The sequence below is a fragment of the Mycobacterium neumannii genome, assembly GCF_002245615.1.
GTDB classification, from domain to species: Bacteria; Actinomycetota; Actinomycetes; order Mycobacteriales; family Mycobacteriaceae; genus Mycobacterium; species Mycobacterium neumannii_A.
The window spans coordinates 25,197-46,101 of sequence record NZ_NKCO01000023.1; the positions used below are offsets into that span (position 1 = coordinate 25,197).

The 20,905-nt window shown below is 68.4% G+C and carries 24 protein-coding genes; 14 read left to right on the forward strand and 10 right to left on the reverse strand.

The window, feature by feature from the left end; translation table 11 throughout:
- The first annotated feature begins 1 nt into the window (after position 1).
- The 4 genes from CEX88_RS21170 to CEX88_RS21185 are packed head-to-tail and all read left to right on the forward strand — an operon-like array spanning position 2 to position 3,107.
- Entirely contained in the window at positions 2-841 is an 840-nt protein-coding gene (locus CEX88_RS21170) for an alpha/beta hydrolase (protein ID WP_094294991.1), read from the forward strand.
- 26 nt (positions 842-867) lie between these two features.
- Positions 868-1,830 carry an alpha/beta hydrolase family protein gene (locus tag CEX88_RS21175; protein ID WP_420799239.1) on the forward strand — a complete coding sequence of 321 codons (963 nt, stop codon included), beginning with the start codon at positions 868-870 and terminating at the stop codon, positions 1,828-1,830.
- 9 nt (positions 1,831-1,839) lie between these two features.
- Complete coding sequence (locus tag CEX88_RS21180) at positions 1,840-2,616, forward strand: DUF2786 domain-containing protein (protein WP_094294993.1); 777 nt, start codon at positions 1,840-1,842, stop codon at positions 2,614-2,616.
- Positions 2,613-3,107: a TIGR04338 family metallohydrolase gene (locus CEX88_RS21185; RefSeq protein ID WP_094294994.1), complete on the forward strand. Its 495-nt coding sequence runs from the start codon at positions 2,613-2,615 to the stop codon at positions 3,105-3,107. Before CEX88_RS21180 ends, CEX88_RS21185 begins: the two co-directional genes overlap by 4 nt.
- Here CEX88_RS21185 and CEX88_RS21190 read toward each other — a convergent pair.
- From CEX88_RS21190 to CEX88_RS21210, 5 genes are all read right to left on the reverse strand, one after another.
- Positions 3,104-3,433, reverse strand: coding sequence for a YbaB/EbfC family nucleoid-associated protein (locus tag CEX88_RS21190; protein ID WP_238382144.1), 330 nt, complete (start codon positions 3,431-3,433; stop codon positions 3,104-3,106). The genes CEX88_RS21185 and CEX88_RS21190 overlap by 4 nt on opposite strands.
- The gene (locus CEX88_RS21195; RefSeq protein WP_094294995.1) at positions 3,430-4,956 is read right to left on the reverse strand and encodes a PPE domain-containing protein; all 1,527 of its coding nucleotides are present in this window, start codon (positions 4,954-4,956) and stop codon (positions 3,430-3,432) included. The genes CEX88_RS21190 and CEX88_RS21195 overlap by 4 nt, the downstream gene beginning before the upstream one ends.
- A gap of 26 nt (positions 4,957-4,982) precedes the next feature.
- Positions 4,983-6,380: a type VII secretion protein EccE gene (gene eccE / locus CEX88_RS21200; RefSeq protein WP_094294996.1), complete on the reverse strand. Its 1,398-nt coding sequence runs from the start codon at positions 6,378-6,380 to the stop codon at positions 4,983-4,985.
- On the reverse strand, positions 6,377-7,732 hold the full coding sequence (mycP, locus tag CEX88_RS21205; RefSeq protein WP_094294997.1) for a type VII secretion-associated serine protease mycosin: 1,356 nt from the start codon (positions 7,730-7,732) through the stop codon (positions 6,377-6,379). Before mycP ends, eccE begins: the two co-directional genes overlap by 4 nt.
- Positions 7,733-7,952: 220 nt before the next feature.
- Positions 7,953-8,354 (reverse strand): DUF3224 domain-containing protein, encoded by a 402-nt coding sequence (locus CEX88_RS21210; RefSeq protein ID WP_094294998.1) that lies wholly within the window; start codon positions 8,352-8,354, stop codon positions 7,953-7,955.
- A gap of 222 nt (positions 8,355-8,576) precedes the next feature.
- Between CEX88_RS21210 and CEX88_RS21215 the strand changes: the two genes are divergently transcribed.
- From CEX88_RS21215 to CEX88_RS21225, 3 genes are read left to right on the forward strand one after another with little or no spacing between them, the layout of a single operon-like run.
- Positions 8,577-9,812, forward strand: a complete 1,236-nt coding sequence (locus tag CEX88_RS21215; RefSeq protein ID WP_094294999.1) for an MMP alpha-(1->4)-mannosyltransferase — start codon at positions 8,577-8,579, stop codon at positions 9,810-9,812.
- Entirely contained in the window at positions 9,806-10,537 is a 732-nt protein-coding gene (locus CEX88_RS21220) for a class I SAM-dependent methyltransferase (protein ID WP_067080230.1), read from the forward strand. The genes CEX88_RS21215 and CEX88_RS21220 overlap by 7 nt, the downstream gene beginning before the upstream one ends.
- Positions 10,524-11,603 (forward strand): MMP endo-(1,4)-3-O-methyl-alpha-D-mannosidase, encoded by a 1,080-nt coding sequence (locus tag CEX88_RS21225; RefSeq protein WP_094295041.1) that lies wholly within the window; start codon positions 10,524-10,526, stop codon positions 11,601-11,603. The genes CEX88_RS21220 and CEX88_RS21225 overlap by 14 nt, the downstream gene beginning before the upstream one ends.
- Here CEX88_RS21225 and CEX88_RS21230 read toward each other — a convergent pair.
- On the reverse strand, positions 11,600-12,250 hold the full coding sequence (locus CEX88_RS21230) for a class I SAM-dependent methyltransferase (protein WP_094295000.1): 651 nt from the start codon (positions 12,248-12,250) through the stop codon (positions 11,600-11,602). The genes CEX88_RS21225 and CEX88_RS21230 overlap by 4 nt on opposite strands.
- A 66-nt stretch (positions 12,251-12,316) precedes the next feature.
- On the opposite strand from CEX88_RS21230, the gene CEX88_RS21235 reads away from it, so the two are divergent.
- The gene (locus tag CEX88_RS21235; protein WP_066841911.1) at positions 12,317-12,886 is read left to right on the forward strand and encodes a TetR/AcrR family transcriptional regulator; all 570 of its coding nucleotides are present in this window, start codon (positions 12,317-12,319) and stop codon (positions 12,884-12,886) included.
- Between the two features lie 3 nt (positions 12,887-12,889).
- Here the strand turns inward: CEX88_RS21235 and CEX88_RS21240 are convergent, their stop codons facing one another.
- Complete coding sequence (locus tag CEX88_RS21240) at positions 12,890-13,495, reverse strand: TetR/AcrR family transcriptional regulator (protein ID WP_064395038.1); 606 nt, start codon at positions 13,493-13,495, stop codon at positions 12,890-12,892.
- A gap of 99 nt (positions 13,496-13,594) precedes the next feature.
- Between CEX88_RS21240 and CEX88_RS21245 the strand changes: the two genes are divergently transcribed.
- Positions 13,595-14,962, forward strand: a complete 1,368-nt coding sequence (locus CEX88_RS21245; protein ID WP_094295001.1) for a cytochrome P450 — start codon at positions 13,595-13,597, stop codon at positions 14,960-14,962.
- 8 nt (positions 14,963-14,970) lie between these two features.
- Entirely contained in the window at positions 14,971-16,302 is a 1,332-nt protein-coding gene (locus CEX88_RS21250) for a cytochrome P450 (protein WP_094295042.1), read from the forward strand.
- Between the two features lie 4 nt (positions 16,303-16,306).
- Here CEX88_RS21250 and msrA read toward each other — a convergent pair whose 3' ends face one another.
- Both msrA and msrB read right to left on the reverse strand, forming a co-directional pair.
- Complete coding sequence (msrA, locus tag CEX88_RS21255; RefSeq protein ID WP_064418161.1) at positions 16,307-16,822, reverse strand: peptide-methionine (S)-S-oxide reductase MsrA; 516 nt, start codon at positions 16,820-16,822, stop codon at positions 16,307-16,309.
- Positions 16,819-17,280 (reverse strand): peptide-methionine (R)-S-oxide reductase MsrB, encoded by a 462-nt coding sequence (gene msrB / locus CEX88_RS21260; protein ID WP_094295002.1) that lies wholly within the window; start codon positions 17,278-17,280, stop codon positions 16,819-16,821. The genes msrA and msrB overlap by 4 nt, the downstream gene beginning before the upstream one ends.
- A gap of 59 nt (positions 17,281-17,339) precedes the next feature.
- Between msrB and CEX88_RS21265 the strand changes: the two genes are divergently transcribed.
- From CEX88_RS21265 to CEX88_RS21280, 4 genes are read left to right on the forward strand one after another with little or no spacing between them, the layout of a single operon-like run.
- On the forward strand, positions 17,340-17,738 hold the full coding sequence (locus CEX88_RS21265; RefSeq protein ID WP_094295003.1) for a hypothetical protein: 399 nt from the start codon (positions 17,340-17,342) through the stop codon (positions 17,736-17,738).
- 38 nt (positions 17,739-17,776) lie between these two features.
- Positions 17,777-18,283 (forward strand): nuclear transport factor 2 family protein, encoded by a 507-nt coding sequence (locus CEX88_RS21270; RefSeq protein WP_094295004.1) that lies wholly within the window; start codon positions 17,777-17,779, stop codon positions 18,281-18,283.
- On the forward strand, positions 18,280-19,284 hold the full coding sequence (locus CEX88_RS21275) for an NAD-dependent epimerase/dehydratase family protein (protein WP_094295005.1): 1,005 nt from the start codon (positions 18,280-18,282) through the stop codon (positions 19,282-19,284). The genes CEX88_RS21270 and CEX88_RS21275 overlap by 4 nt, the downstream gene beginning before the upstream one ends.
- A gap of 13 nt (positions 19,285-19,297) precedes the next feature.
- Positions 19,298-20,116 (forward strand): class I SAM-dependent methyltransferase, encoded by an 819-nt coding sequence (locus CEX88_RS21280; RefSeq protein WP_094295006.1) that lies wholly within the window; start codon positions 19,298-19,300, stop codon positions 20,114-20,116.
- A gap of 71 nt (positions 20,117-20,187) precedes the next feature.
- On the opposite strand, the gene CEX88_RS21285 is transcribed toward CEX88_RS21280, so the two are convergent.
- Positions 20,188-20,844 (reverse strand): enoyl-CoA hydratase-related protein, encoded by a 657-nt coding sequence (locus CEX88_RS21285; RefSeq protein WP_066841894.1) that lies wholly within the window; start codon positions 20,842-20,844, stop codon positions 20,188-20,190.
- Between the last annotated feature and the right edge of the window lie 61 nt (positions 20,845-20,905).

The window sequence follows — 20,905 nt, forward strand, 5'->3', positions numbered from 1 at the left end:
CGTGGCCACGACCCGCAGCGAACGCAGCTTCGACGGTATCGGCGGTGTGCGCATCGTCTACGACGTCTGGACTCCCGAGGGTGATCCGCGCGGTGTGGTCGTGCTGTGCCACGGATACGCCGAGCACGCCCGCCGGTATGACCACGTCGCGCAGCGGTTCGGCGAGGCCGGTCTGCTCACCTATGCGCTCGACCTGCGCGGCCACGGGCGCTCCGATGGCAAACGGGTTTACCTGCGCAACATCGGCGAATACACCGGCGACTTCGGAACCCTGGTGACGATCGCCGCCGAAGAGCACCCCCGCCTGCCGCTCATCGTCGTCGGCCACAGCATGGGCGGCGGCGTCGTCTTCGCCTACGGCGTCGAGCACCCCGACGATTACACCGCGATGGTGCTGTCGGGGCCCGCCGTCTACGCCCACGACGCGGTGTCACCGGTCATGATCACTGTGGCCAAGGTCCTCGGCGGCATCCTGCCGGGCCTGCCCGTCGAGCAACTGCCCACCGAAGCGGTGTCGCGGGACCCCGACGTGGTGGCCGCGTACATGGCCGACCCGATGGTGCACCACGGCAAGCTCCCCGCCGGGGTGGCCAAGGCGCTGATCAAGGTCGGCGAGACGATGCCGCAGCGGGCGTCCGCGCTCACCGCGCCGCTGCTGGTGGTGCACGGCGAACAGGACAAGCTCATCCCCGTCGCGGGCAGCCGCCACCTGTTGTCGTGTGTCGCATCGACCGATGCGCACCTGAAGGTCTATCCCGACCTCTACCACGAGGTGTTCAACGAGCCCGAGCGTGACCTCGTCCTCGACGACGTCACCTCGTGGATCGAGGCCAAGCTTTGAAAGCAGTTGTCGCGGGGGCGCTTTCACTGATCATCGTACTGTCGGGATGTTCGCCCTCGGGCGACGTGCAGTGGGTCGACGAGAACGTCGGCTTCACCGCCGACGAGCTGACCATCCACGGCACTTACCGGCACGAGACCGGCGACACGGTGGGGCCCGCCGCGCTGCTGATCTCCGAGAGCGGCGCCACGGACCGAAACGGCGACAACCAGGTCGCCGGGCCGGTCGGCAACATGCGCCAACTCGCCGAACTGTTGTCGGACCGCGACGTGGCCAGCCTGCGCTACGACAAGGTCGGCACCGGCCAGACCGGTCTCGGCCCGTACGCGCAGCGGCCCACCGAGGTGGTCAGTTCGGTCTACACCACGGGCGCGAAGGCCGCGGTGCGCTACCTGGCCGATCAGCCGCGGACCGACGACTCCCGCATCTCGGTCTACGCGGTGGGCGAAGGCACCATCCACGCGATGACGCTGGCCGGTGACACCGACGCCGGTGCTCCAAAGATCCACGCGCTCGGCCTCTTTCAGCCGCTGCCCGGCCGCTACCTCGACATGATCACCAACCGGGTGCGCGCCGGCGCCGCTGCAGGAACCCTGACCGCGTGGCTGGCGGCCGTCGAGCAGGTCCGGACCACGGGGACGGCGCCTGCGAACCTGCCCGAGGGACTCGGCGCGATGCTGAACCCGGGCAACGTCAATGCGGTCGTCGAAGCCGACAAGATCGACCCGCTGACGCTGGCGGCCAAGGTGCCCGCGGGCACACCGGTGCTGCTGACCTGTTCGGACTCCGACGCGCAGGCATCGTGCGACTCGATCCGACCCCTCGCGGACGCGCTTGGGCACACCGCGCTGACGGTCGTGGAACTCAAGGGCGTCAACCACGTGCTGCGCGACGACCCGAGCGACAACGTCGCCAACTACGCCTCCCAAGATCCGCTTTCTCCACAGGTTGTCGAAGCGCTGGACCGCTTTGTCGCCGAGCAGCCCTAATCTGGCGCCATGAGTGACGACAAGATGCTGGCCCGCATCGCCGCCCTGCTGCGGCAGGCCGAAGGCACCGACAACGCGCACGAGGCGGAGGCGTTCATGGCCGCGGCGCAGCGGTTGGCGACGGCCACCTCCATCGACCTGGCCGTGGCGCGGTCGCACTCCGATCAGCGCACGAAGGCGCAGATGCCGGTGCAGCGCACGATCACGATCGGCAACGCGGGCACCCGAGGATTGCGGACGTATGTGCAGTTGTTCACCGTGATCGCACACGCCAACGACGTGAAATGCGATGTCGCGTCGAACTCGACATTCGTCTACGCCTACGGATTTCCCGAGGACATCGACGCCAGCCATGCGCTGTACGCGGGCCTGGTCATGCAAATGGTCAGGGCCTCGCAGGCCTACATCGAGTCGGGCGCTCACCGCCCCACGCCCACCATCACCGCGCGGATCAACTTCCAGTTGGCGTTCGGCGCCCGCATCGGCCAGCGGCTGGTCGAGGCGCGGGAGGAAGCACGCCGGGAGGCCACGAACAGCCGCGACAGCCAGCCGGGCACCGCGATCGCGTTGCGGGACAAGGACCTCGAGTTGCGCGACTTCTACCGCGAAACCTCCGAGGCGCGCGGGACGTGGCGGGCGACCAGCGCGACGGCCGGCTACTCCTCGGCCGCCCGCCGTGCCGGTGACCGCGCGGGCCGCAAGGCCAGGCTCGGGCCCAGCCCGGAAATCGCCAATGCGCGTTCGGCGCTGCCCGCGAATGGGCGCCGCGCCTCCGGGGAGACGTGACGCCGCGCGACACCCAGAGGGCGAAGGTGTACGCCGCCGAGGAGTTCGTCCGGACGTTGTTCGACCGGGCCGCCGAGCACGGCAACCGCGCCATCGACTTCTTCGGGACCTCGTTGACCCTGCCGCCCGAGGCACGGTTCGCGTCGGTGGAGTCGGTGCAGCGTTATGTCGATGAGGTACTGGCGATGCCCGCAGTGCGTCGACGTTGGCCACGGGTGGCCCCGCTGCACGTGCGGCCCAGGCGGGGAGCCAGCGCCGCTCACTACGAACTCGACGACGATGGCGCCGTCATCGCGGTGCCCGAAGTCCGGACCCGTTGGGCGCTGCGCGAATTGGTGGTGCTGCACGAGATCGCACACCACCTGTGCGAGGCGGCGCCGCCGCACGGACCGCAGTTCGTGGCCACCTTCTGTGAACTCGCCGACACGGTGATGGGGCCGGAGGTGGCCCACGTGTTACGCGTGGTGTACGCGAAAGAGGGTGTGCGCTAGCGGTTCCCGTCGGTGATGTCGGCGACGGCGGCGTCGATCCGGTCCCGGTCGGCCTCCAGCGACGCGGTGGCCGCGGCCGTCGCGGAATCCAGCGCCTCGTTGAGCCGCTTCTGGACCTCCTCGAAGCCCAGGCTCAGCAGGCCGTCCTCGATGACCACGCCCGTCAGCTGGTGGTGACCGTCCAACGTCACCTGTACAGTCTCGGATTCGTCGGTGCCGGTGAAGGTTTGAGCATTCATTCGGTCCAGCTGCTCGTCCATGAGCGACTGCAACTGCTGGGCCTGCCGCAACACGGCGGCGACGTCGGGGTGCATGTCGTCGCTCACGTGTCGTCTCGGCTCTCGCCGTCGGAGACCGCCCTGCGCCTGCGAATGCCGACGACCGCCTCGGTCCACGGCCGGTCCTCGGTGTAGAGGTCCTCGTCGGGCGCGACTCGGGGATCGCGCCGCTTTTCCTTGCCCTGTTGGGCGCCCGCACCGTGCGCCATCGGGGCCATACCGCCGGCCATGGGCGTACCCGCGCGGCCGTCCGTCGATGATCCCGGTGCGCCGCCCGCCGCGGCAGGCACGGTCGGGGCGGGTGCGACCGTCTCCGCGGTCACCGGGGCCGACATCGGCGTCGCAGGCATGCCACCGCCGCCGCCGCTGCCGGCGGCGCCACCCCCTCTTCCGCCGCCCGCTCCGGCGCCGCCGACAGCAGCGGGGCGCACGTGCGGATCGGTCGACTTCGGGCCTGACGCCGCAGCCCCGGCCGGCGCACCACCGCCCGAGGGCGCACCACCGCTCGACGGCGCACCACCGCCGGCCGGAGCGCGACCTCCGGGCGAAGCGCCACCCGGGCGCGCCGCACCACCGGCCCGGTCCGCGGTCCCGGACGGCAGCGGGCCGGACGACGGCACACCCGCGCGACCGCCACCGGGTTGTGCGAGTGTGCCGCCCGGGCCACCGACGACGGAGGCGCTGTCGGCGTCCGGGCTGGACGGCATCGCGGGCCGCACGGGTGAGAAGGTGGCGCCGCTCGCATAGTCCTGGCGCACGTCGTCGGACCGCTGCTGCAGCTCCTGCAGCCGCCTTCCGATCTTGGCCATCTCGTTGGAAGTCGCGACAGAGTTGCCCACCGTCGTCTGCGCCGCGAGCTCACGCAGCTGGGTCTCCAACGCCACGTACTCGGTATGGATTCCTGCATGCTCGGCCTTCGCGACGTCATGTGCCGCAACGATTTTTGCTGCCGCTTCCGCGAGGTCGTGCCAGCCCTCGGCGAGTTGTTCCAGCCAGCCGCTGAACTCGGCCATCCTCGCGTACGCGGCGTCGGCGGCCCGGCCCTCCCAGTCGCCGCTGGGCGGCCGCGGCGCGGCGTCCCTGACTCGGGTACTGGCCAGACCCCACTGCAGCATAGCCATTTTCAGCGATGCACCGTCGTCCCCGGCGACCAGGTCAGCCTGCGTCTCGTGCACGTCGCTGTAGCCGGCCGCATCGAGTGGCTGCGGAGTGCCGACCGGATGGGGAAGCGCGGGCGGCGGCGTCGCCGAGGCGGGCACCGCGATCGCCTCGACCGCTGCCCGTCGGTCGGGGTTCTCGATCGCTCGTCCGCAGGTTTCGTCGACCTCGGTGTAGGCGTCGGCGGCGATCTGCAGCATCTCGGCGATGCGCTGGTTCTCCGTCTCGGCCCACCGCTGAAACTCCAGCAGCGACTGCGCGTTCGCGTTCAGGTTGGCGACCGCGGCCGCCGAGGACGGCAGCGCATCCGGCGGCACCACCGCTTCGGCGACGGGGGTGTGCCACTGCGTCCCGTGCATCTCTGCGGACTGCTTGGTGAGCTCCGCCGGTTCGACCCGCTGGATCTCGCCCATCGTTACCCCTGCGCCCGCATGTCGGCTCAGCCCTCGAGGACCATCTGGTAGCGACTTTCCTCGCGCGGATTGATCAGCCTTATCGGCAATTGGCGATGACGGGGCGTCTCGATGTAGTTGTTGCGCAACGTCACCCGGCCGAGGCCCGGGTGCGGGCTCAAGTACGTCGTCGCATGCGGCCACGCCACCTTGGCCTCGTCCCCGATCCTGGCGTTGACGTATCCGGCGAACTCGTTGAATTGCGGCGTCAGGGTGACCACGGCGCCTGCCGCCGCCGACCGCACGATGAACTGGGTGAACAGCCGCGAGTCGCCGAGGTTGATGCTCACGTCGATGTCGTCGAACGGTATGTAGACGGGGTAGCGGTCGGCGGTCTCACCGACCAGCACCCCCGCCGACCCGATCGGCAGCTCGTAGTGGCGGTCGCCGACCGGGCTGATGCCGTGCAGAGCCGCCCGCTGCCCGCCGAACAGACACGAAAAGCCGCGCGGTGTGGCCGGATTGGCCAAAGTGGTCAGCAGCACCGTCGAGCGCGGGGCCTCACCGGGCCGGATGCGGACCCGGGTGATCGTATGGTCGGCGCGCGCCGACCACCACACGTCCGGTCCGCCCGGCGCGGTGTAGGCCGCGGTGAACGTGCTGCGGCCCTTGATCGCCGACCATGTCTCACGCTCGAAACTGATCTCGGTGGCCCGGTCGAGATCGTCGAAACTGCGCGCGGGGCGAGCATCGATTCCGTTGCCGGCCAACTGATCCGCGATCCGGGTGGCCGAGGACACCAGGTACCGCGCAAGCCCGGCCACCCCGGACTCGCGGCGCTGCGACGACTTGCGCGTGGACTCGGGGTCGGCGCGCAGCACGATCCAGGTGCGCCGGCTCGCCGGAGCCGGGTACGGACCTACTACCTGCTCGTACAGCGAAATCAGCGTTGCGGGAGCGGTTTTGCCGACGCGATACCCCGACGACACCACGTCGGCCTCCACGTCCGGGCAGTGCGCGGCCACGAGTTGTTCGACGAGCCGGGTGTCGACGACGTCGTCGGTGAACGCCGCGCCGTTGACGATCACCGTCGGGGTGAACGGACGCGGCACCAGTTCGATCGCCGCGGTCAGGTGCTCGTCCTGCCATCGCACGGCGACGTGATCGCCCGGCATCACAGTCGCGCCCACCGCGGGTTCGGACGGACGCTGCGGAACGTCGCGGTGCCTGCGCCGCCACGCGAACACCGCCGCCACCCAACCGGTGATCCGCAGCCCGCGGATGGTCACCACCGAACCCAGCGCGATCAGCACCGCGAGAGTGATTCCGAGCCACAACAGGTCGAGCTCGGCGAACACCAGTACGGTCGCGGGGATCAGCGCCGCCGCCCAGATCGCGTGGCCCGTCGTGAAGCGCAGGCCGAACATGCCGAGGACCCTGTTCATCGGCGCCTCAAAGCGCGACGGGCCAGCGCGCCGAGTCCGAGCGCGGCCGCAAGCCCGGCTCCGGCGACGACCACCGCGGTGATCGGCCCGCGATCCGGCGGCGGGGTGAACACCGGCGGCGGAAGCTCCTTGACCCGGTACTGCACCTGCTCCGGGCCGGGAGGCACGTCCCACGTCAACGCGGCGACGGGGTCGACCGCCCCGGCGCCCACATAGTTGTCGACGCCGCCGCCCGGGTGACGCGCCGTCGCGGTGATCCGGTTCATGATCTGGGCCGGCGTGAGCGCGGGGAAGCGCTGTTTGAGCAGCGCCGCCAGCCCGGAGACGTAGGCCGCGGCGAACGACGTCCCGCTGATGGGGATCGGGCCGTCCTGGCCCTGCAGCGCGTTGACCGGATTGCCGTCGTAGCCGAGCGCGACGAGGTTCTCGGCAGGCGCCGCGGCGCCGAGCCACGGACCCGACATCGAGAACGTGCTCGGTTGTCCGTTCGGAGCGATCCCGCCGACCGTCAGCACCAGGGGTGAATACCAGGCCGGGCTGACGATCGTCTGTACCTGCTTCCAACCGCGCGGGTCGGTCGGAACGGCGGGATCGGCGGGCGGGTTCTGCGCGCAATCCTGGCCGGTGTTGCCCGCGGCGACGACGATGACCGCGCCCTTGACGTTGACCGCGTAGTTGATCGCGGCGCCAAGGCTGGTCTCGTTGATCGGGCGGGTGATCTTGTAGCAGGCCGCCTCGCTGATGTTGATGACCTGCGCGCCGAGATTGGCCGCGTGCACCACCGCGCGCGCGAGGCTGCGTAGCGATCCTGCGGTCTGGGTGGCGTTCGGGTCGTTGGGGTCCTGGCGCGTCCCCACCGTCTGGAACGCCTCGGAGGTCTGGCGCAGCGACAGGATGCGGGCGTCGGGCGCGACGCCGACGAAGCCGTCGTTCGGCGCGGGCCGGCCCGCGATGATCGACGCTGTCAACGTGCCGTGCGCATCGCAGTCCGACATGCCGTTCCCGGCCTGGTCGACGAAGTCTCCGCCCGGTTCGGCGGGCACCCGCGGTGAGCCGACGACGCCGGTGTCGATCACCGCGACCGTCACGCCCGCGCCCGTCGCGAACTTCTGCGCCTCGGACAACCGCAGGTAGTCGTTCGCCCAGGGCCGGTCGGCGAAGTTCGCGTTCGGAAACACCGTCGGCGCCGAGCAGACCCGGCGCTGCTCCATCGGCTGATCCGGCCCGGTCTCATCCGGGGGCACGGCCGCGGGATCGATTGTCGGCGGCTCGATCGCCGCCGCCGGAGGGGCGGCGATCAAGGTCAGCAACAGCACAGCCGTCAGCACGCCGACGCGTTCGAAGAGGCGCACGCGCTACGCACCTCCACGGCGGCCGGACTGGTCGGCGGTGTGCCACGACACCGGCAGCAAACTGAAATCTGCCCGTTGCGCAGGGCAAACGCTCACGTCACGCCGATGGGCCGATTGCACGCAGCCAATCTTAAGGGGCCGCTCGGGGGAGTCATTCCACTATCTGGTGGCGCACGCCCGTTACCAGGGCGACCCCGTCGGTTACCGCAGCGCCTGTGACCTAGGTGACCGCGATGTCCAGACCGTCGACGTCGAGGGTCAGTGCTCCCGCAGGGTCGGCGCGGAACTTCCCGTTGCCGGCCGCCTCGGCCAGCCCGCCGGTGCCCGATGCGATCCGCACCTCTCCACTGGCCACGCCGTCCCGGTAGGCGCCGTCGTGCAGCAACACCAAGCCGCCGGTCGCGCCCGCGATGGTGCCGGTGACGTGCTCGATGCCGACGAACAGCGCGCTCTTGTCCGGTCCGTAGGCCAACAGCCACTTGGTCGTCGACGTGCCCTCGATGTCGCCCTCGTAGCGTTTCGTCACCAGGGCCTCGGTGAGCTTGGTGGCTTCGTCGCCGTTCTCGAACGGCGTCTCATCCCAGCTGGCGATCTGGAAGGTCGCCTCGATGTGTCTGCTCATGACCGGCGGATACCCGGTCGCCGGACCGGGGAACCGAGAGGCCGACGGGCAGCACCCCCGGTCACTGTGATAGTCAAGGCATCACGGTCGCGTTGCGTCCGCTAGCACGTCAAACTATAGTCTGGACACATGTCCAGAAGGTTCGGAGTTGTTGCGTGACACGATTTGTCCAGCTCACCGGCCCTGGATTCAGCCGCTTCTGCGCATCGTCTTGAGTTGAACATGCGCATCGCACTTCTGTCGTACCGGAGCAAGACCCACTGTGGTGGGCAGGGCGTCTACGTCCGCTACCTGTCGCGCGGCCTCGCGGACCTGGGCCACGAGGTCGAGGTGTTCTCGGGCCAGCCCTACCCGGAGGAACTCGATCCCCGCGTTCGGCTGACCGAGGTGCCCAGCCTGGACCTGTACCGGGAACCCGATCCGTTCCGGATTCCGTGGCCCAACGAGATCAAGACGTCGATCGACCTGCTCGAGCTGCTGACCACGTGGACGGCGGGCTTCCCCGAACCGCGCACGTTCAGCCTGCGCGCCGCGCGGTTGCTGGCTGAACGTCGCCACGAGTTCGACGTCGTGCACGACAACCAGTGCCTGGGCACCGGGCTCCGCAAGATCGCCGGCCTCGGCCTTCCGGTGGTCGCCACCGTGCATCACCCGATCACCCGCGACAAGGTGGTTGACGTCGCGGCGGCCAAGTGGTGGCGCAAACCGCTGGTGCGACGGTGGTACGGCTTCGCCGAGATGCAGAAGCAGGTGGCCTGCGAGATCCCCGAACTGCTGACCGTGTCGTCGACGTCGGCGGCTGACATCGCCGAGGACTTCGGCGTCGCGCCCAGCCAGCTGCACGTTGTGCCGCTGGGCGTGGACACCGCGATGTTCAAGCCCGCCGAGCGACGGGTGCGCAACCGCATCATCGCGATCGCCAGCGCCGATGTTCCCCTCAAAGGCGTCAGGCACCTGCTGCACGCGGTGGCCCGGCTGCGCGTCGAACGCGATCTCGAACTGCAGCTGGTCGCCAAGCTCGAACCGAACGGTCCCACCGAGAAGCTGATCGCCGAGCTCGGCATTTCCGACATCGTGCACAGCTCCAGCGGGTTGTCCGACAGCGAGCTGGCCGACCTGCTGGCCTCGGCCGAAGTCGCTTGCATCCCATCGCTTTACGAGGGGTTCTCGTTGCCGGCGGTGGAGGCGATGGCCAGCGGCACGCCCATCGTGGCCAGCCGCGCCGGTGCGCTGCCCGAGGTGGTGGGTGCCGACGGCGATTGCGCCCGGCTGGTGAAGCCCGCCGACGTCGACGAATTGACCGCGGTGCTCGGCGAACTACTCGACTCACCGCGTGAGCTGGCCCGCCTCGGTGCGAACGGACGCAAACGCGCGGTGGAGGTGTTCAGCTGGCAATCGGTTGCCGCGCAGACGGTTGCGGTCTACGAGATGGCACGCGAACGGGTCGGCGCATGCTGACGGTCGACTTCGACCGGCTCGGCGTCGGCGAGGGCACGAAGGTGATCGACGTGGGTTGCGGCGCGGGCCGGCACAGCTTCGAGGCCTTCCGGCGCGGGGCGGACGTCGTCGCGTTCGACCAGAGCGCCGCCGATCTCAACGACGTCGACGAGATCCTGACAGCCATGCGCGAGCAGGGTGAGGCGCCGCCGACGGCCAAGGCCGAGGCGGTCAAGGGTGACGCGCTCGATCTGCCTTATGCCGACGGCACTTTCGATTGTGTGATCGCCTCGGAGATCCTCGAACACGTGCCCCAGGACGAGAAGGCGATCGCCGAGCTGGTCCGGGTGCTCAAGCCCGGCGGAACGCTTGCCGTCACCGTGCCGCGTTGGCTCCCCGAGAAGCTCTGCTGGGTGCTGTCCGATGAGTACCACGCCAACGAGGGCGGGCACGTGCGGATCTATCACGCCGACCGGCTGCGCGACAAAGTGCTCGCCCACGGCCTCCGGCTCGAGCACACCCATCATGCGCATGCCTTGCACTCCCCGTACTGGTGGCTCAAATGCGCGGTGGGAACCGAGAATTCGGATCACGTCGCGGTGAAGGCATACCACCGGATGTTGGTGTGGGACATGATGAGCCGCCCTTGGCTGACCAAGACGGCCGAGTCGCTGCTCAACCCGCTGATCGGCAAGAGCGTCGCGTTGTACTTCACGAAACCGGTGGGTGCCGGTGCTGACGCCTAAACTCGACGGCGTCCCGGGCGTTCCCGGGGTGCTGACACCCGAACAGTGCCGTCAGACCGCGAAATCGATTGCCGCTAACCAGGAGTCCTCGGGTGCGCTGCCGTGGTTCGACGGTGGCCACACCGATCCGTGGGATCACATCGAGAACGCGATGGCGCTGACGGTCGCCGGGTTGCTGGAGCCGGCACGCGCGGCGTTCGAGTGGTCGCGCACGCATCAGCGCCGCGACGGATCGTGGCCCATGCAGTTGCGCAACGGTGTCATCGAGGACGCCAACAGCGACAGCAACTTCTGCGCCTACATCGCCACCGGCGTCTGGCACCACGTGCTGGTCACCGGTGACCGCCGTTTCGCGGAGACGATGTGGCCGGTGGTCACCAAGGCGATCGACTTCGTGCTCGGCATGCAGCTCAGTGGCGGTGAGATCGCCTGGGCGAGAAGTCCTTCGGCCATCGAACCCGAGGCCCTGCTGACGGGGTGCGCGAGCATCTACCACAGCATCCGGTGCGCGCTGGCGCTCGCGGACTACTTCGACGACCCGCAGCCGGAATGGGAGGTCGCGGTCGGCAGGCTCGGCCATGCGATCGCCCACCATCCCGAGGCGTTCACGGTGAAGGACCGCTGGTCGATGGAGTGGTACTACCCGGTGCTCACCGGCGCGGTGCGCGGTCCCGCGGCGCGGATGCGGATCGACGAGCGGTGGCACGACTTCGTGGTTCCCGGACTGGGTATCCGGTGCGTCGACGACCGGCCGTGGGTGACCGGGGCCGAAACCTGTGAACTGGTACTGGCTTTGGATGCGATTGGTGACGCGGTGCGTGCCAGGGAGCAGTTCGCAGCGATGCACCATCTGCGTGAGGACGACGGCTCCTACTGGACGGGTCTGGTGTTCGCCGACGGCAAGCGTTGGCCGGAGGAACGTACGACGTGGACCGGCGCGGCGATGATCCTGGCCGCAGACGCGCTGTCGTCGACGTCGGCCGCCAGTGGAATCTTCCGGGGCGCAGACCTTCCGCGCGGGCTCGAAGGCGAGTACGACTGCGAGTGCGCGACCAGCGACCGCTAGTCCAGCGGCTCGCCGGCGACGCCGTCCGTGCGCTCGAGCACCCGCATGGATCCGGTTGCCGAGACCTCGCGAAAATGGTTGGTGTTCAACGCCCGCTGGTAGATGTGGAACGGCGCCTGCCCACCCTCGTCAGGGTTGGGGAACACGTCGTGGATGACGAGCGCCGCGCCCACCTCCACCCATCTGGCCCAGCCGTCGAAATCGCGCTGTGCGGCTTCCTCGGTGTGGCCGCCGTCGATGAACAGGAAGCGCAACGGAGTTCGCCATCCCCGCGCCACCACCGGTGACCGGCCGACGATCGCGACGACGTGGTCGTCGAGGCCCGCGGCGTCGAGCGTGTGCCGAGCCGTCGGCAACGTGTCGAACACGCCGGTGACGGGATCGACCATCGACTCGTCGTGGTACTCCCAGCCCGGCTGGTGTTCTTCTGAGCCGTGGTGGTGGTCGACGGTGTAGATCACGCCGCCGGTCTGCTGTGCGGCGGCGCCCAGCAGCACGGTGGACTTGCCGCAGTACGTGCCGATCTCGACGCCGATGCCGTCGCCGAGATACTTCACGGCCGCGTCGAACAGGGCCCGGCCCTCGTCGGCGGGCATGAATCCGATGACCTTCTCGGCAAGGGCGAAGAGTTCGTCTGTGGTGCGCATCGGTGACTCAATCTAGTCGCAGCGGATCATTGCTGGTGCAGGGGTGTTGTAGTAGCGTCCGGACATGTGTCCGACACGGCCTTGGAGTCGACTCGGCGCCGTCTGACCGCCAAACAAGCCGACACTGTCGACCGCCTCGGCCGCGCCGCGGTGGAACTCCTTAACCGCGAGGGGTTCGCCGGTCTCACCGTGCGCCGCGTGGCCGCCGATGCCGGCGTCGGGGCGGCCACCGCCTATACCTACTTCTCCTCCAAGGAACACCTTGTCGCCGAGGTGTTCTGGCGCAGGCTCGCGGCATCTCCACCGGCGGCACACGAGTCCGAGGACCCCGCCGCACGGGTCATCGAGGTGCTGCGCCACATCGCCTTGCTGGTCGCCGACGAGCCCACGTTCGCCGGTGCGGTGACGACGGCGCTGCTGGGTCGCGACCCCGACGTCGAGGTGCTGCGGCTGCGCATCGGCCGCGAGATCCGAGACCGGCTGGCCGCGGCCTTGGGCGCCGACACGGATCCCGACGTCATCGACACGCTGGAGATGCTGTACTCCGGTGCGCTGGTGCGCGCGGGCATGGGATATGCGTCGTACACCGAAATCGCGGAGCGACTGGAGAAATCGGCGCGGCTGATCCTGAACTGACCGTCAGCGCGAGCCGAGGATCGCCACCGACGCGGTGATCGCCGGCTCGATGATGCCGCCCAGGTCGTGGCCATCCTCGACGAAGAGGGCGGTCAGCTCGCGCAGGCCGCCAAGGATGATGAGCGCCAACGGACGCGATATCGGAGTCAGCGAAGCGCGTTCGAAGCCCGGCGTGCTGCTGATGTCGACCAGCATGTCGGTGAAATTCTCCATGGCCTCGCGATGCAGCGGATGTGCGACAGCGCCTAGTGCCGGCGCCTCGCGAATCCACGCCAGCGTGATGGCCGGTCGCGCCGCGATGTGGTCGACGTAGGCGGTCACCGCCGAGCGGATCTGGGCGCGCCAGTCGGCATCGGGGTCCGCCGCTGCGCGCACCCCGGCGATCATCGTCTCGTTGTTGCGCCGCAGCAGCTCGATCAAACATTCCTCTTTGCTCGCGAACTGTTCGTAGAACGTGCGCTTGGAGGTTCTCGCCTGCCGCACGATGTCGGCGACGGTGGTGTCGCGATAGCCGCGTTCGGTGATCGAGGCGGCCATACCGTCGAGCAGGCGGTCACGGAACGCGCCGTCGGCCGCGGTATGCGCGCCGTTGTCCAGCGCAGTGGTCATACCGCCTCCTCGACAGCCTTGCGCCTGCTGGTACCAAGCGGTACCGTACTACACGAACCTACGGTACATCGTAGTACCGGGGAACAGGCTGGGAGCGTCATGAGCGAAGCTTTGGTCGTCGATAAGCCCACACCCGCAGCGGCGTCGCCTGCCGCGGTCAAGCTGCCGCCGAAGGCGCGGATTCCCAAGCCGCTGCTGGGTCTCGCATTCGCGGTTTCCCGGCGCTGGACCGTCGCCCAGTTCGCCCGCCTCCACGGCCCGGTCTTCACGATGAACGTCCCGGTCTTCGGCCGCACGGTCGTCATCGGCGACCCGCAACTTGCCAAACAGATGTTCATGGCCAACACCGACGACGTCGGCAACATCCAACCCAATCTCTCGCGGGTGCTGGGCCCCGGTTCGGTGTTCGCGCTCGACGGGTCTGAACACCGGCGCCGGCGGCGCCTGCTGACACCGCCGTTCCACGGCAAGAGCGTCAAGAACTACGAGGCGATCTTCGAAGAGGAGACCCTGCGCGAATCGGCGAACTGGCCCGAGGGTCAAGCGTTTCCGACACTGGAGCCGATGATGCGCATCACGCTCAACGCGATCCTGCGTGCGGTGTTCGGCGCCGACGGTGAACAGCTGGACGACCTGCGGCGCATCATCCCGCCGTGGGTGACGCTCGGTTCGCGCCTGGCGTCGCTGCCCGCTCCGTCCCGCACGTACGGCCGGTTCAGTCCGTGGGGGCGGCTGGCCGAGTACCGCAGGCAGTACGACGAGGCCATCGACAAGCTGATCGACCGGGTCGCGGCCGATCCCGGGTTCGACGAGCGGACCGACGTTCTTGCGCTGTTGCTCGGCAGCACCTACGAGGACGGTAGCGCCATGTCCCGCAAGGACATCGGCGACGAACTGCTGACCCTCCTTGCGGCCGGACACGAGACCACGGCCTCGACCCTGGCCTGGGCGTTCGAGCGGATCACCCGCCACCCCGACGTCCTTGCCAAGCTGGTAATCGAGGCGGAGACCGACGGCAACGATTACCGGCAGGCCGTGCTCGCGGAGGTGCAGCGGTCGCGCACGGTGATCGACTTCGCGGGCAGACACGTCTACTCGCCCACCTTCGAGCTGGGTGAATGGGTTGTCCCACAGGGCTATACGATGCTGGCGAGCATCTCGCTGATGCACGACAGGGCCGCTGAGTTTCCCGACCCCGCGCGCTTCGACCCCCAGCGCTTCCTCGACGAGCGACCGCCGACCTTCGCCTTCATCCCGTTCGGCGGAGGCACCCGCCGCTGCGTCGGCGCCGTGTTCGCCAACGTCGAGATGGACGTGGTGCTGCGGACTGTATTGCGCCACTTCGTGATCGACACCACGGCGGCGCCTGCGGAGAAGACGCACTCGCGCGGCGTGGCTTACACCCCGAAGGACGGCGGCCGCATCGTGGTGCACCGCCGCAAGACACCGCTCGCGCAGGAGGAGTGAAGGAACCGATGACGAACGCCACCGCCGCCGACCAGCAAGCACCGGTCACGCCCGGCAAGTTGCCGCCGGCGGTACCGCTGCCCAAACCCGTTCAGATGGTGCTGATGGCGGGATTCCGCCGCTGGTTTCTGGGCAAAGCGCTTCAGCGATACGGTCCGGTGTTCGCGATCAACGTGCCGTTCTTCGGTCGCAGCGTGGTGATCGCCGATCCGGCGCTGATCCGCACCGTGTATCTGGCGAGCACCGACGACCTGATCAACGTGCAGCCGAACCTCAGCCGGATCTTCGGCCCCGGTTCGGTTTTCGCGCTTGACGGCGTCGAGCACCGCAAGCGCCGCAAGCTGCTCGCACCGCCGTTTCACGGCCAGAGCATCAAGAACTACGAGAAGATCATCGAGGAGGAGACGCTCCGCGAGACCGCGACCTGGCCAGAGGGCGTCGAGTTCGCGACGCTCGAACCGATGAACCGGATCACGCTGAATGTCATTCTGCGCACCGTGTTCGGGGCCGATGGGGCCGAACTGGACTATCTGCGCGAGATCATCCCGCCGTGGGCCAAGCTCGGTTCGCGCATGGCGACGTTGCCCGAGCCGCCGTTCAAGACCGGTCCCTACAGCCCGTGGGGCCGACTGGAGACGTTCCGGCGCAACTTCGATCGGACCGTGTTCGCGTTGATCGACAAAGCCGAGGCCGACCCCGCCCGCGAGGAGCGCACCGACATCCTGGCGCTGCTACTGGGCAGCACCTACGAGGACGGCACCCCGATGTCGCACCAGGACATCTCCGACGAGCTGCTCACCCTCCTGGGTGCCGGCCACGAAACGACCGCGTCGACGCTGGGTTGGGCATTCGAACGGTTGCGCCGCCATCCCGCGGTGCTGGCCAAACTGGTCGAGGAGAACGACGCCGGCGGCAACGAGTACCGCCAGGCCTTCATCAACGAGCTGCAGCGCAACCGGACCGTCATCGACTTCTCCGGACGCCATGTGCTCGCACCGCATTTCGACGCCGGCGAGTGGCGGATCCCCCACGGCTACACCGTGATGGTCGCGCTGGCGAACATGCACGCCAACCCAGACGTGTTCCCCGACCCCGAACGCTTCGATCCCGACCGGTTCCTGGGTAAGCGTCCGCCGACGGCGTGGGTGCCGTTCGGCGGCGGGACGCGCCGGTGCATCGGTGCCGCGTTCGCCAACGTCGAGATGGACGTCGTCCTGCGAACGATCTTGCGCCACTTCGTGATCGAGACCGATGACGCACCCGACGAGAAGGTGCACTTCCGCGGGATCGCGTTCACCCCGAAGGACGGCGGCCGCGTCGTGGTGCGCCACCGCAGCTAGCGCGCTACTGGTTGGCCGTTTCGCGCTTGGGCAGTTTCCAGCCCGGGCGCGGGAAGTGGCAGGTGTAGCCGCTCGGGTACCGCTCCAGGTAATCCTGGTGCTCGGGCTCGGCCTCCCAGAAGTCGGCGGCCGGGGTCACCTCGGTGACGACCTTGCCGGGCCACAGTCCTGACGCGTCGACATCGGCGATGGTGTCCAGCGCGACGCGCTTCTGCTCGTCGTCGAGGTAGAAGATCGCCGACCGGTAGCTGGTGCCGACGTCGTTGCCCTGACGGTTCTTCGTGGTCGGATCGTGGATCTGGAAGAAGAACTCCAGCAGCGCGCGGTAGTCGGTCCGCGCCGGGTCGTAGACGATCTCGATCGCCTCGGCGTGGCCGGGGTGGTTGCGGTATGTGGGGTTGGCGTTCTCGCCGCCGGTGTAGCCGACGCGCGTCGACACCACGCCCGGTTGCCTACGGATCAGATCCTGCATGCCCCAGAAGCAACCGCCCGCCAGGATGGCCGTCTTGTGGTCGCTCATGCTTGCGCCTCCTCATTTACGAACAGCTTCTTGTACTCGCCATACCCCTCGGCCTCGAGGTCGTCGAGGTGGATGAACCTCAGCGAAGCCGAGTTGATGCAGTAGCGCAACCCACCCTCTGCGCGGGGGCCGTCGGTGAAGACGTGACCGAGGTGGCTGTCGCCGTGCGCCGAGCGCACCTCGGTGCGGACCATCAGGTGCGAGAAGTCGCGCTTCTCGACGACGTTGGTCGCTTCGATCGGACGCGTGAAGCTGGGCCACCCGGTCCCGCTGTCGAACTTGTCGACCGAGGCGAACAACGGCTCGCCGGAGACCACGTCGACGTAGATGCCCGGCTCGTGGTTGTCCCAGTACTCGCCGGTGAAGGGCCGCTCGGTGCCGTTTTTCTGTGTGACCTGGTACTGCTCCGGCGACAACGCGTTCACCGCGGCCGGATTCTTGTTGTATTGCTTTGCCATAGTGCCTGTATAACCACCGAACCGACCGCCATGTTCCAGCCGGCGATTACGGTTGTGTGATGCGCTTGTTCCTCGCTGTGATCGCCGCTGCGTTGGCCCTGTGGGCGGCCCCGGCGGCATCGGCGGAGACGGCGGTGCTGCCCGAACGGCCTGGCTATCCGGGCCTGCTGTTCATCGACAATCCCGCGATCGTCGACCCGCACCCGATGCGCGCCGAGTCATACAACCGTGTCGCGGGCGACCGCGCCATCGGGGTGCATTTCACCACCGGCACACCGCAGTGTTACGGCGTGCACGCGACCGTGCAGGAGACACCCGAAACCGTCACCGTCGAACTCGTCGGCGGCGCGCTTCCCGAAGCCGCGGGCCGGCCCTGCATCATGATCGCGGTGTCGGGGATCCTCGACGTCCCGCTGCAGAATCCGCTGGGCAGCCGCCAGGTGCTGACCGCGTTCTGACCCTCGACAAGCTCGGTAGAACGTGTTCTAGTTCTGGTGTGACGGGCAGCACCTTCAGCCGCGACGAATTGGCCGCGGCATTCGAACAGTTCGAGGCGACGGTCGACCGCGCCGCACAGACCCGCGACTGGGATCCCTGGGTCGACCAGTACACCGACGACGTCATCTACGTCGAGCACGCGGCGGGCACCATGCGCGGCCGCGAACAGGTGCGCCCCTGGATCTGGAAGACGATGGAGTCGTTTCCCGGTAGCTACATGACGTCGTTCCCGTCGCGGTGGACCGTGATCGACGCGCCGACCGGCCGCATCATCTGCGAGCTGGACAACCCGATGCGCGACCCCGGCGACGGCACCGTCATCAGCGCCACCAACATCTCGATCGTCACCTACGCCGGCGACGGACTGTGGCGACGGCAAGAGGACATCTACAACCCGTTGCGGTTCGTCAAGGCGACGGTCAAATGGTGCCGTAAGGCCGCCGAACTCGGCACCTTGCCGCCTGAGGCCGAGGAGTGGATGAAGCAGTACGGAGGAGGCAAGTGAGCAAGCTGGTCATCGGGGCCAACGGTTTCCTGGGATCCCATGTCACCCGGCAGCTGGTGGCCGCCGGTCACGACGTCCGCGTCATGGTCCGCCCGAACGCGAACACCAAGAGCATTGACGATCTGCCCGTGCAGCGTTTCCTCGGAGACATCTGGTACAACGCCACGCTGCGCGCGGCGATGACCGGAGTCGACGACGTGTACTACTGCGTCGTGGACACGCGCGGCTGGCTCAAGGACCCCACGCCGCTGTTCTATACGAACGTCGAAGGCACCCGAAACGTGCTCGAGGTCGCCAAGGACATGCGTCTGCGGCGGTTCGTCTACACCAGCAGCTATGTGACGGTCGGCCGCAGGCGTGGGCACGTGGCGACCGAGGACGACGTGATCGTGGACAAAGGTCTGACGCCGTATGTGCGGTCGCGGGTGCAGGCCGAGACGCTGGTGCTGCAATATGCGCGCGAGCACGGCGTGCCCGCGGTGGCGATGTGCGTGTCGACCACCTACGGCGGCGGCGACTGGGGCCGCACCCCGCACGGCGCGATCATCGCCGGGGCGGCGTTCGGCAAGCTGCCGTTCGTGATGCGCGGCATCGAGTTAGAGGCCGTGGGTGTCGACGACGCGGCGCGCGCCATGATCCTTGCCGCCGAGCACGGTCGAGTCGGCGAGCGGTACCTGATCTCGGAGAAGATGATCAGCAATGCGGAGGTGGTGCGCATCGCGGCCGAAGCCGCGGGGATGCCTGCGCCGACGAAGTCGCTCCCGCTGCCGGTCTCCTACGCGATGGCCGCCCTAGGCACCGCCAAGGCGCGGGTGACCGGCAAGGACGAGAAGTTCTCGCTCGGCTCGCTGCGGCTGATGCGTGCGGAAGCGCCAGTGGATTGCAGCAAGGCCCGACGCGAATTGCGTTGGAGTCCAAGGCCCGTTGAGGAGTCGATCCGTGAGGCCGCCAGGTTCTGGGCGGGGTTGCGGGACGCGCGGCGTACGAGCAAGGCAGGCTAGCCCGCCGGTAGAGATGCCCGACAAGCTTTCCGTCGATTTGTCCGGTGCGCCGCAGAACATGCTTGCGACGTTCTACGCCAAGGCGCTCGACGCCGACCTGCCGAACCCGATCCTGGGTGACCCGTTCGCCAAGGACATCGTCGAGCGCATCGACTATGACTGGTCGAAAACGACGATCACACCGGCCAATTCGGCATCGGTGACCACCCGCAGCGCGCACTTCGACAGGTGGACGCGCCAGTTCCTGGCCGTGCACCCGCGGGCGGTCGTGCTGCACCTGGGATGCGGGCTGGACGCGCGGGCGTTTCGGGTGGACACCGGGCCCGGGGTCGACTGGTTCGACATCGACTATCCGGAGGTCGCGAGTCTGCGCACGCAGCTCTATCCGGAACGCGACCGTTACCGGGTGATCGGCGCCTCGGTCACGGATGCCTCGTGGTTGCCCGAAATCCCCTCGGACCGGCCGACTTTGATGATCGCCGAGGGCCTCACCATGTACCTGACGGAATCCGATGGTGCGGCGCTGCTGCGGCGGGTGGTCGACGGGTTTCCCTCCGGCGAACTGCAATTCGACGCGTTCAGCCGGCTCGGCATCCGGTCGCAGGTCCTGAACGCGGTGGTGCGGCGCTCGGGGGCGACGCTGCAGTGGGGGGTCGACGGTCCGGACGATATCGCCGAGGCGGTGCCCGGTGTGCGGTTGCTGGCGTGGGTGTCACCGTTCGATTCGCCGACATTCCGCGACGTCACCTGGTATTACCGGGCGATGGGGCGGGCGATGTCGGCGCTGCCGGCGTTGCGGTACATGGCGCAGTATCACCGCTGGGCGTTCTGAGGAGTTGCACTCGAAACTGAAGATATGCATGAAAAATGAGCCGTGTTTCGTGCAGATGTTCACTTCGGCGGCTAGCGCACCTTGAGTTCGGCGATCACTTCGGCGTACAAGCGTGCCTTGATCGTGCCGAACACCGCGCCGGCTTTGGCGGCCAGCGCATCGGCGCGGGCGACCGCTGCGTCGAGGACGTCACCCTCCCCGGCGGTGGCGGCGACGATTCCGGCCGCGCGGGCGTCCTCGCCGCCGTACCGCCGCGCCGTGGTCATCGCCTCGTGCGCGGTCGCGATCGGCAGGCGGGACCGGATGAGCGCGTTCATCCCGGCGGTGAACGGGATACCGAGGTCGACCTCGGGCAGGCAGAAGAAGCCGCGATCGGCGCGCATGACGATCTGGTCGTGGGCCAGCGCCAGCATCGCTCCGGCAGCGAAGGCGTGCCCTTGCACCGCGGCGATGATCGGCGCCGGGAACGCCAGCACGCGCGCCAACAGCGCGTGCACGTCGGCGAGGTTGGCCTCGGCCGCATCGGGATTGGCAGCCATGAAGTCCAGATCGAGCCCGTTGGAGTAGAACTTGCCGCTGCCTGTGGTGACGACGGCCTTCGGCCCGTCGGCGCCCTCCACCTCGTCGAGTGCCGAGTTCATCGCGGTCAGCCGGTCGGGGTGGAAGCGGTTCTCGTCCTCGCCGAGGGGCAACACGTACACCGCGCCGTGCCGTTCAAGTTGTGCCATCAGCCGATTACACCACCTACTTCGGAACGGACGGCGTACTACCTGAATAAGGCCGACCCGT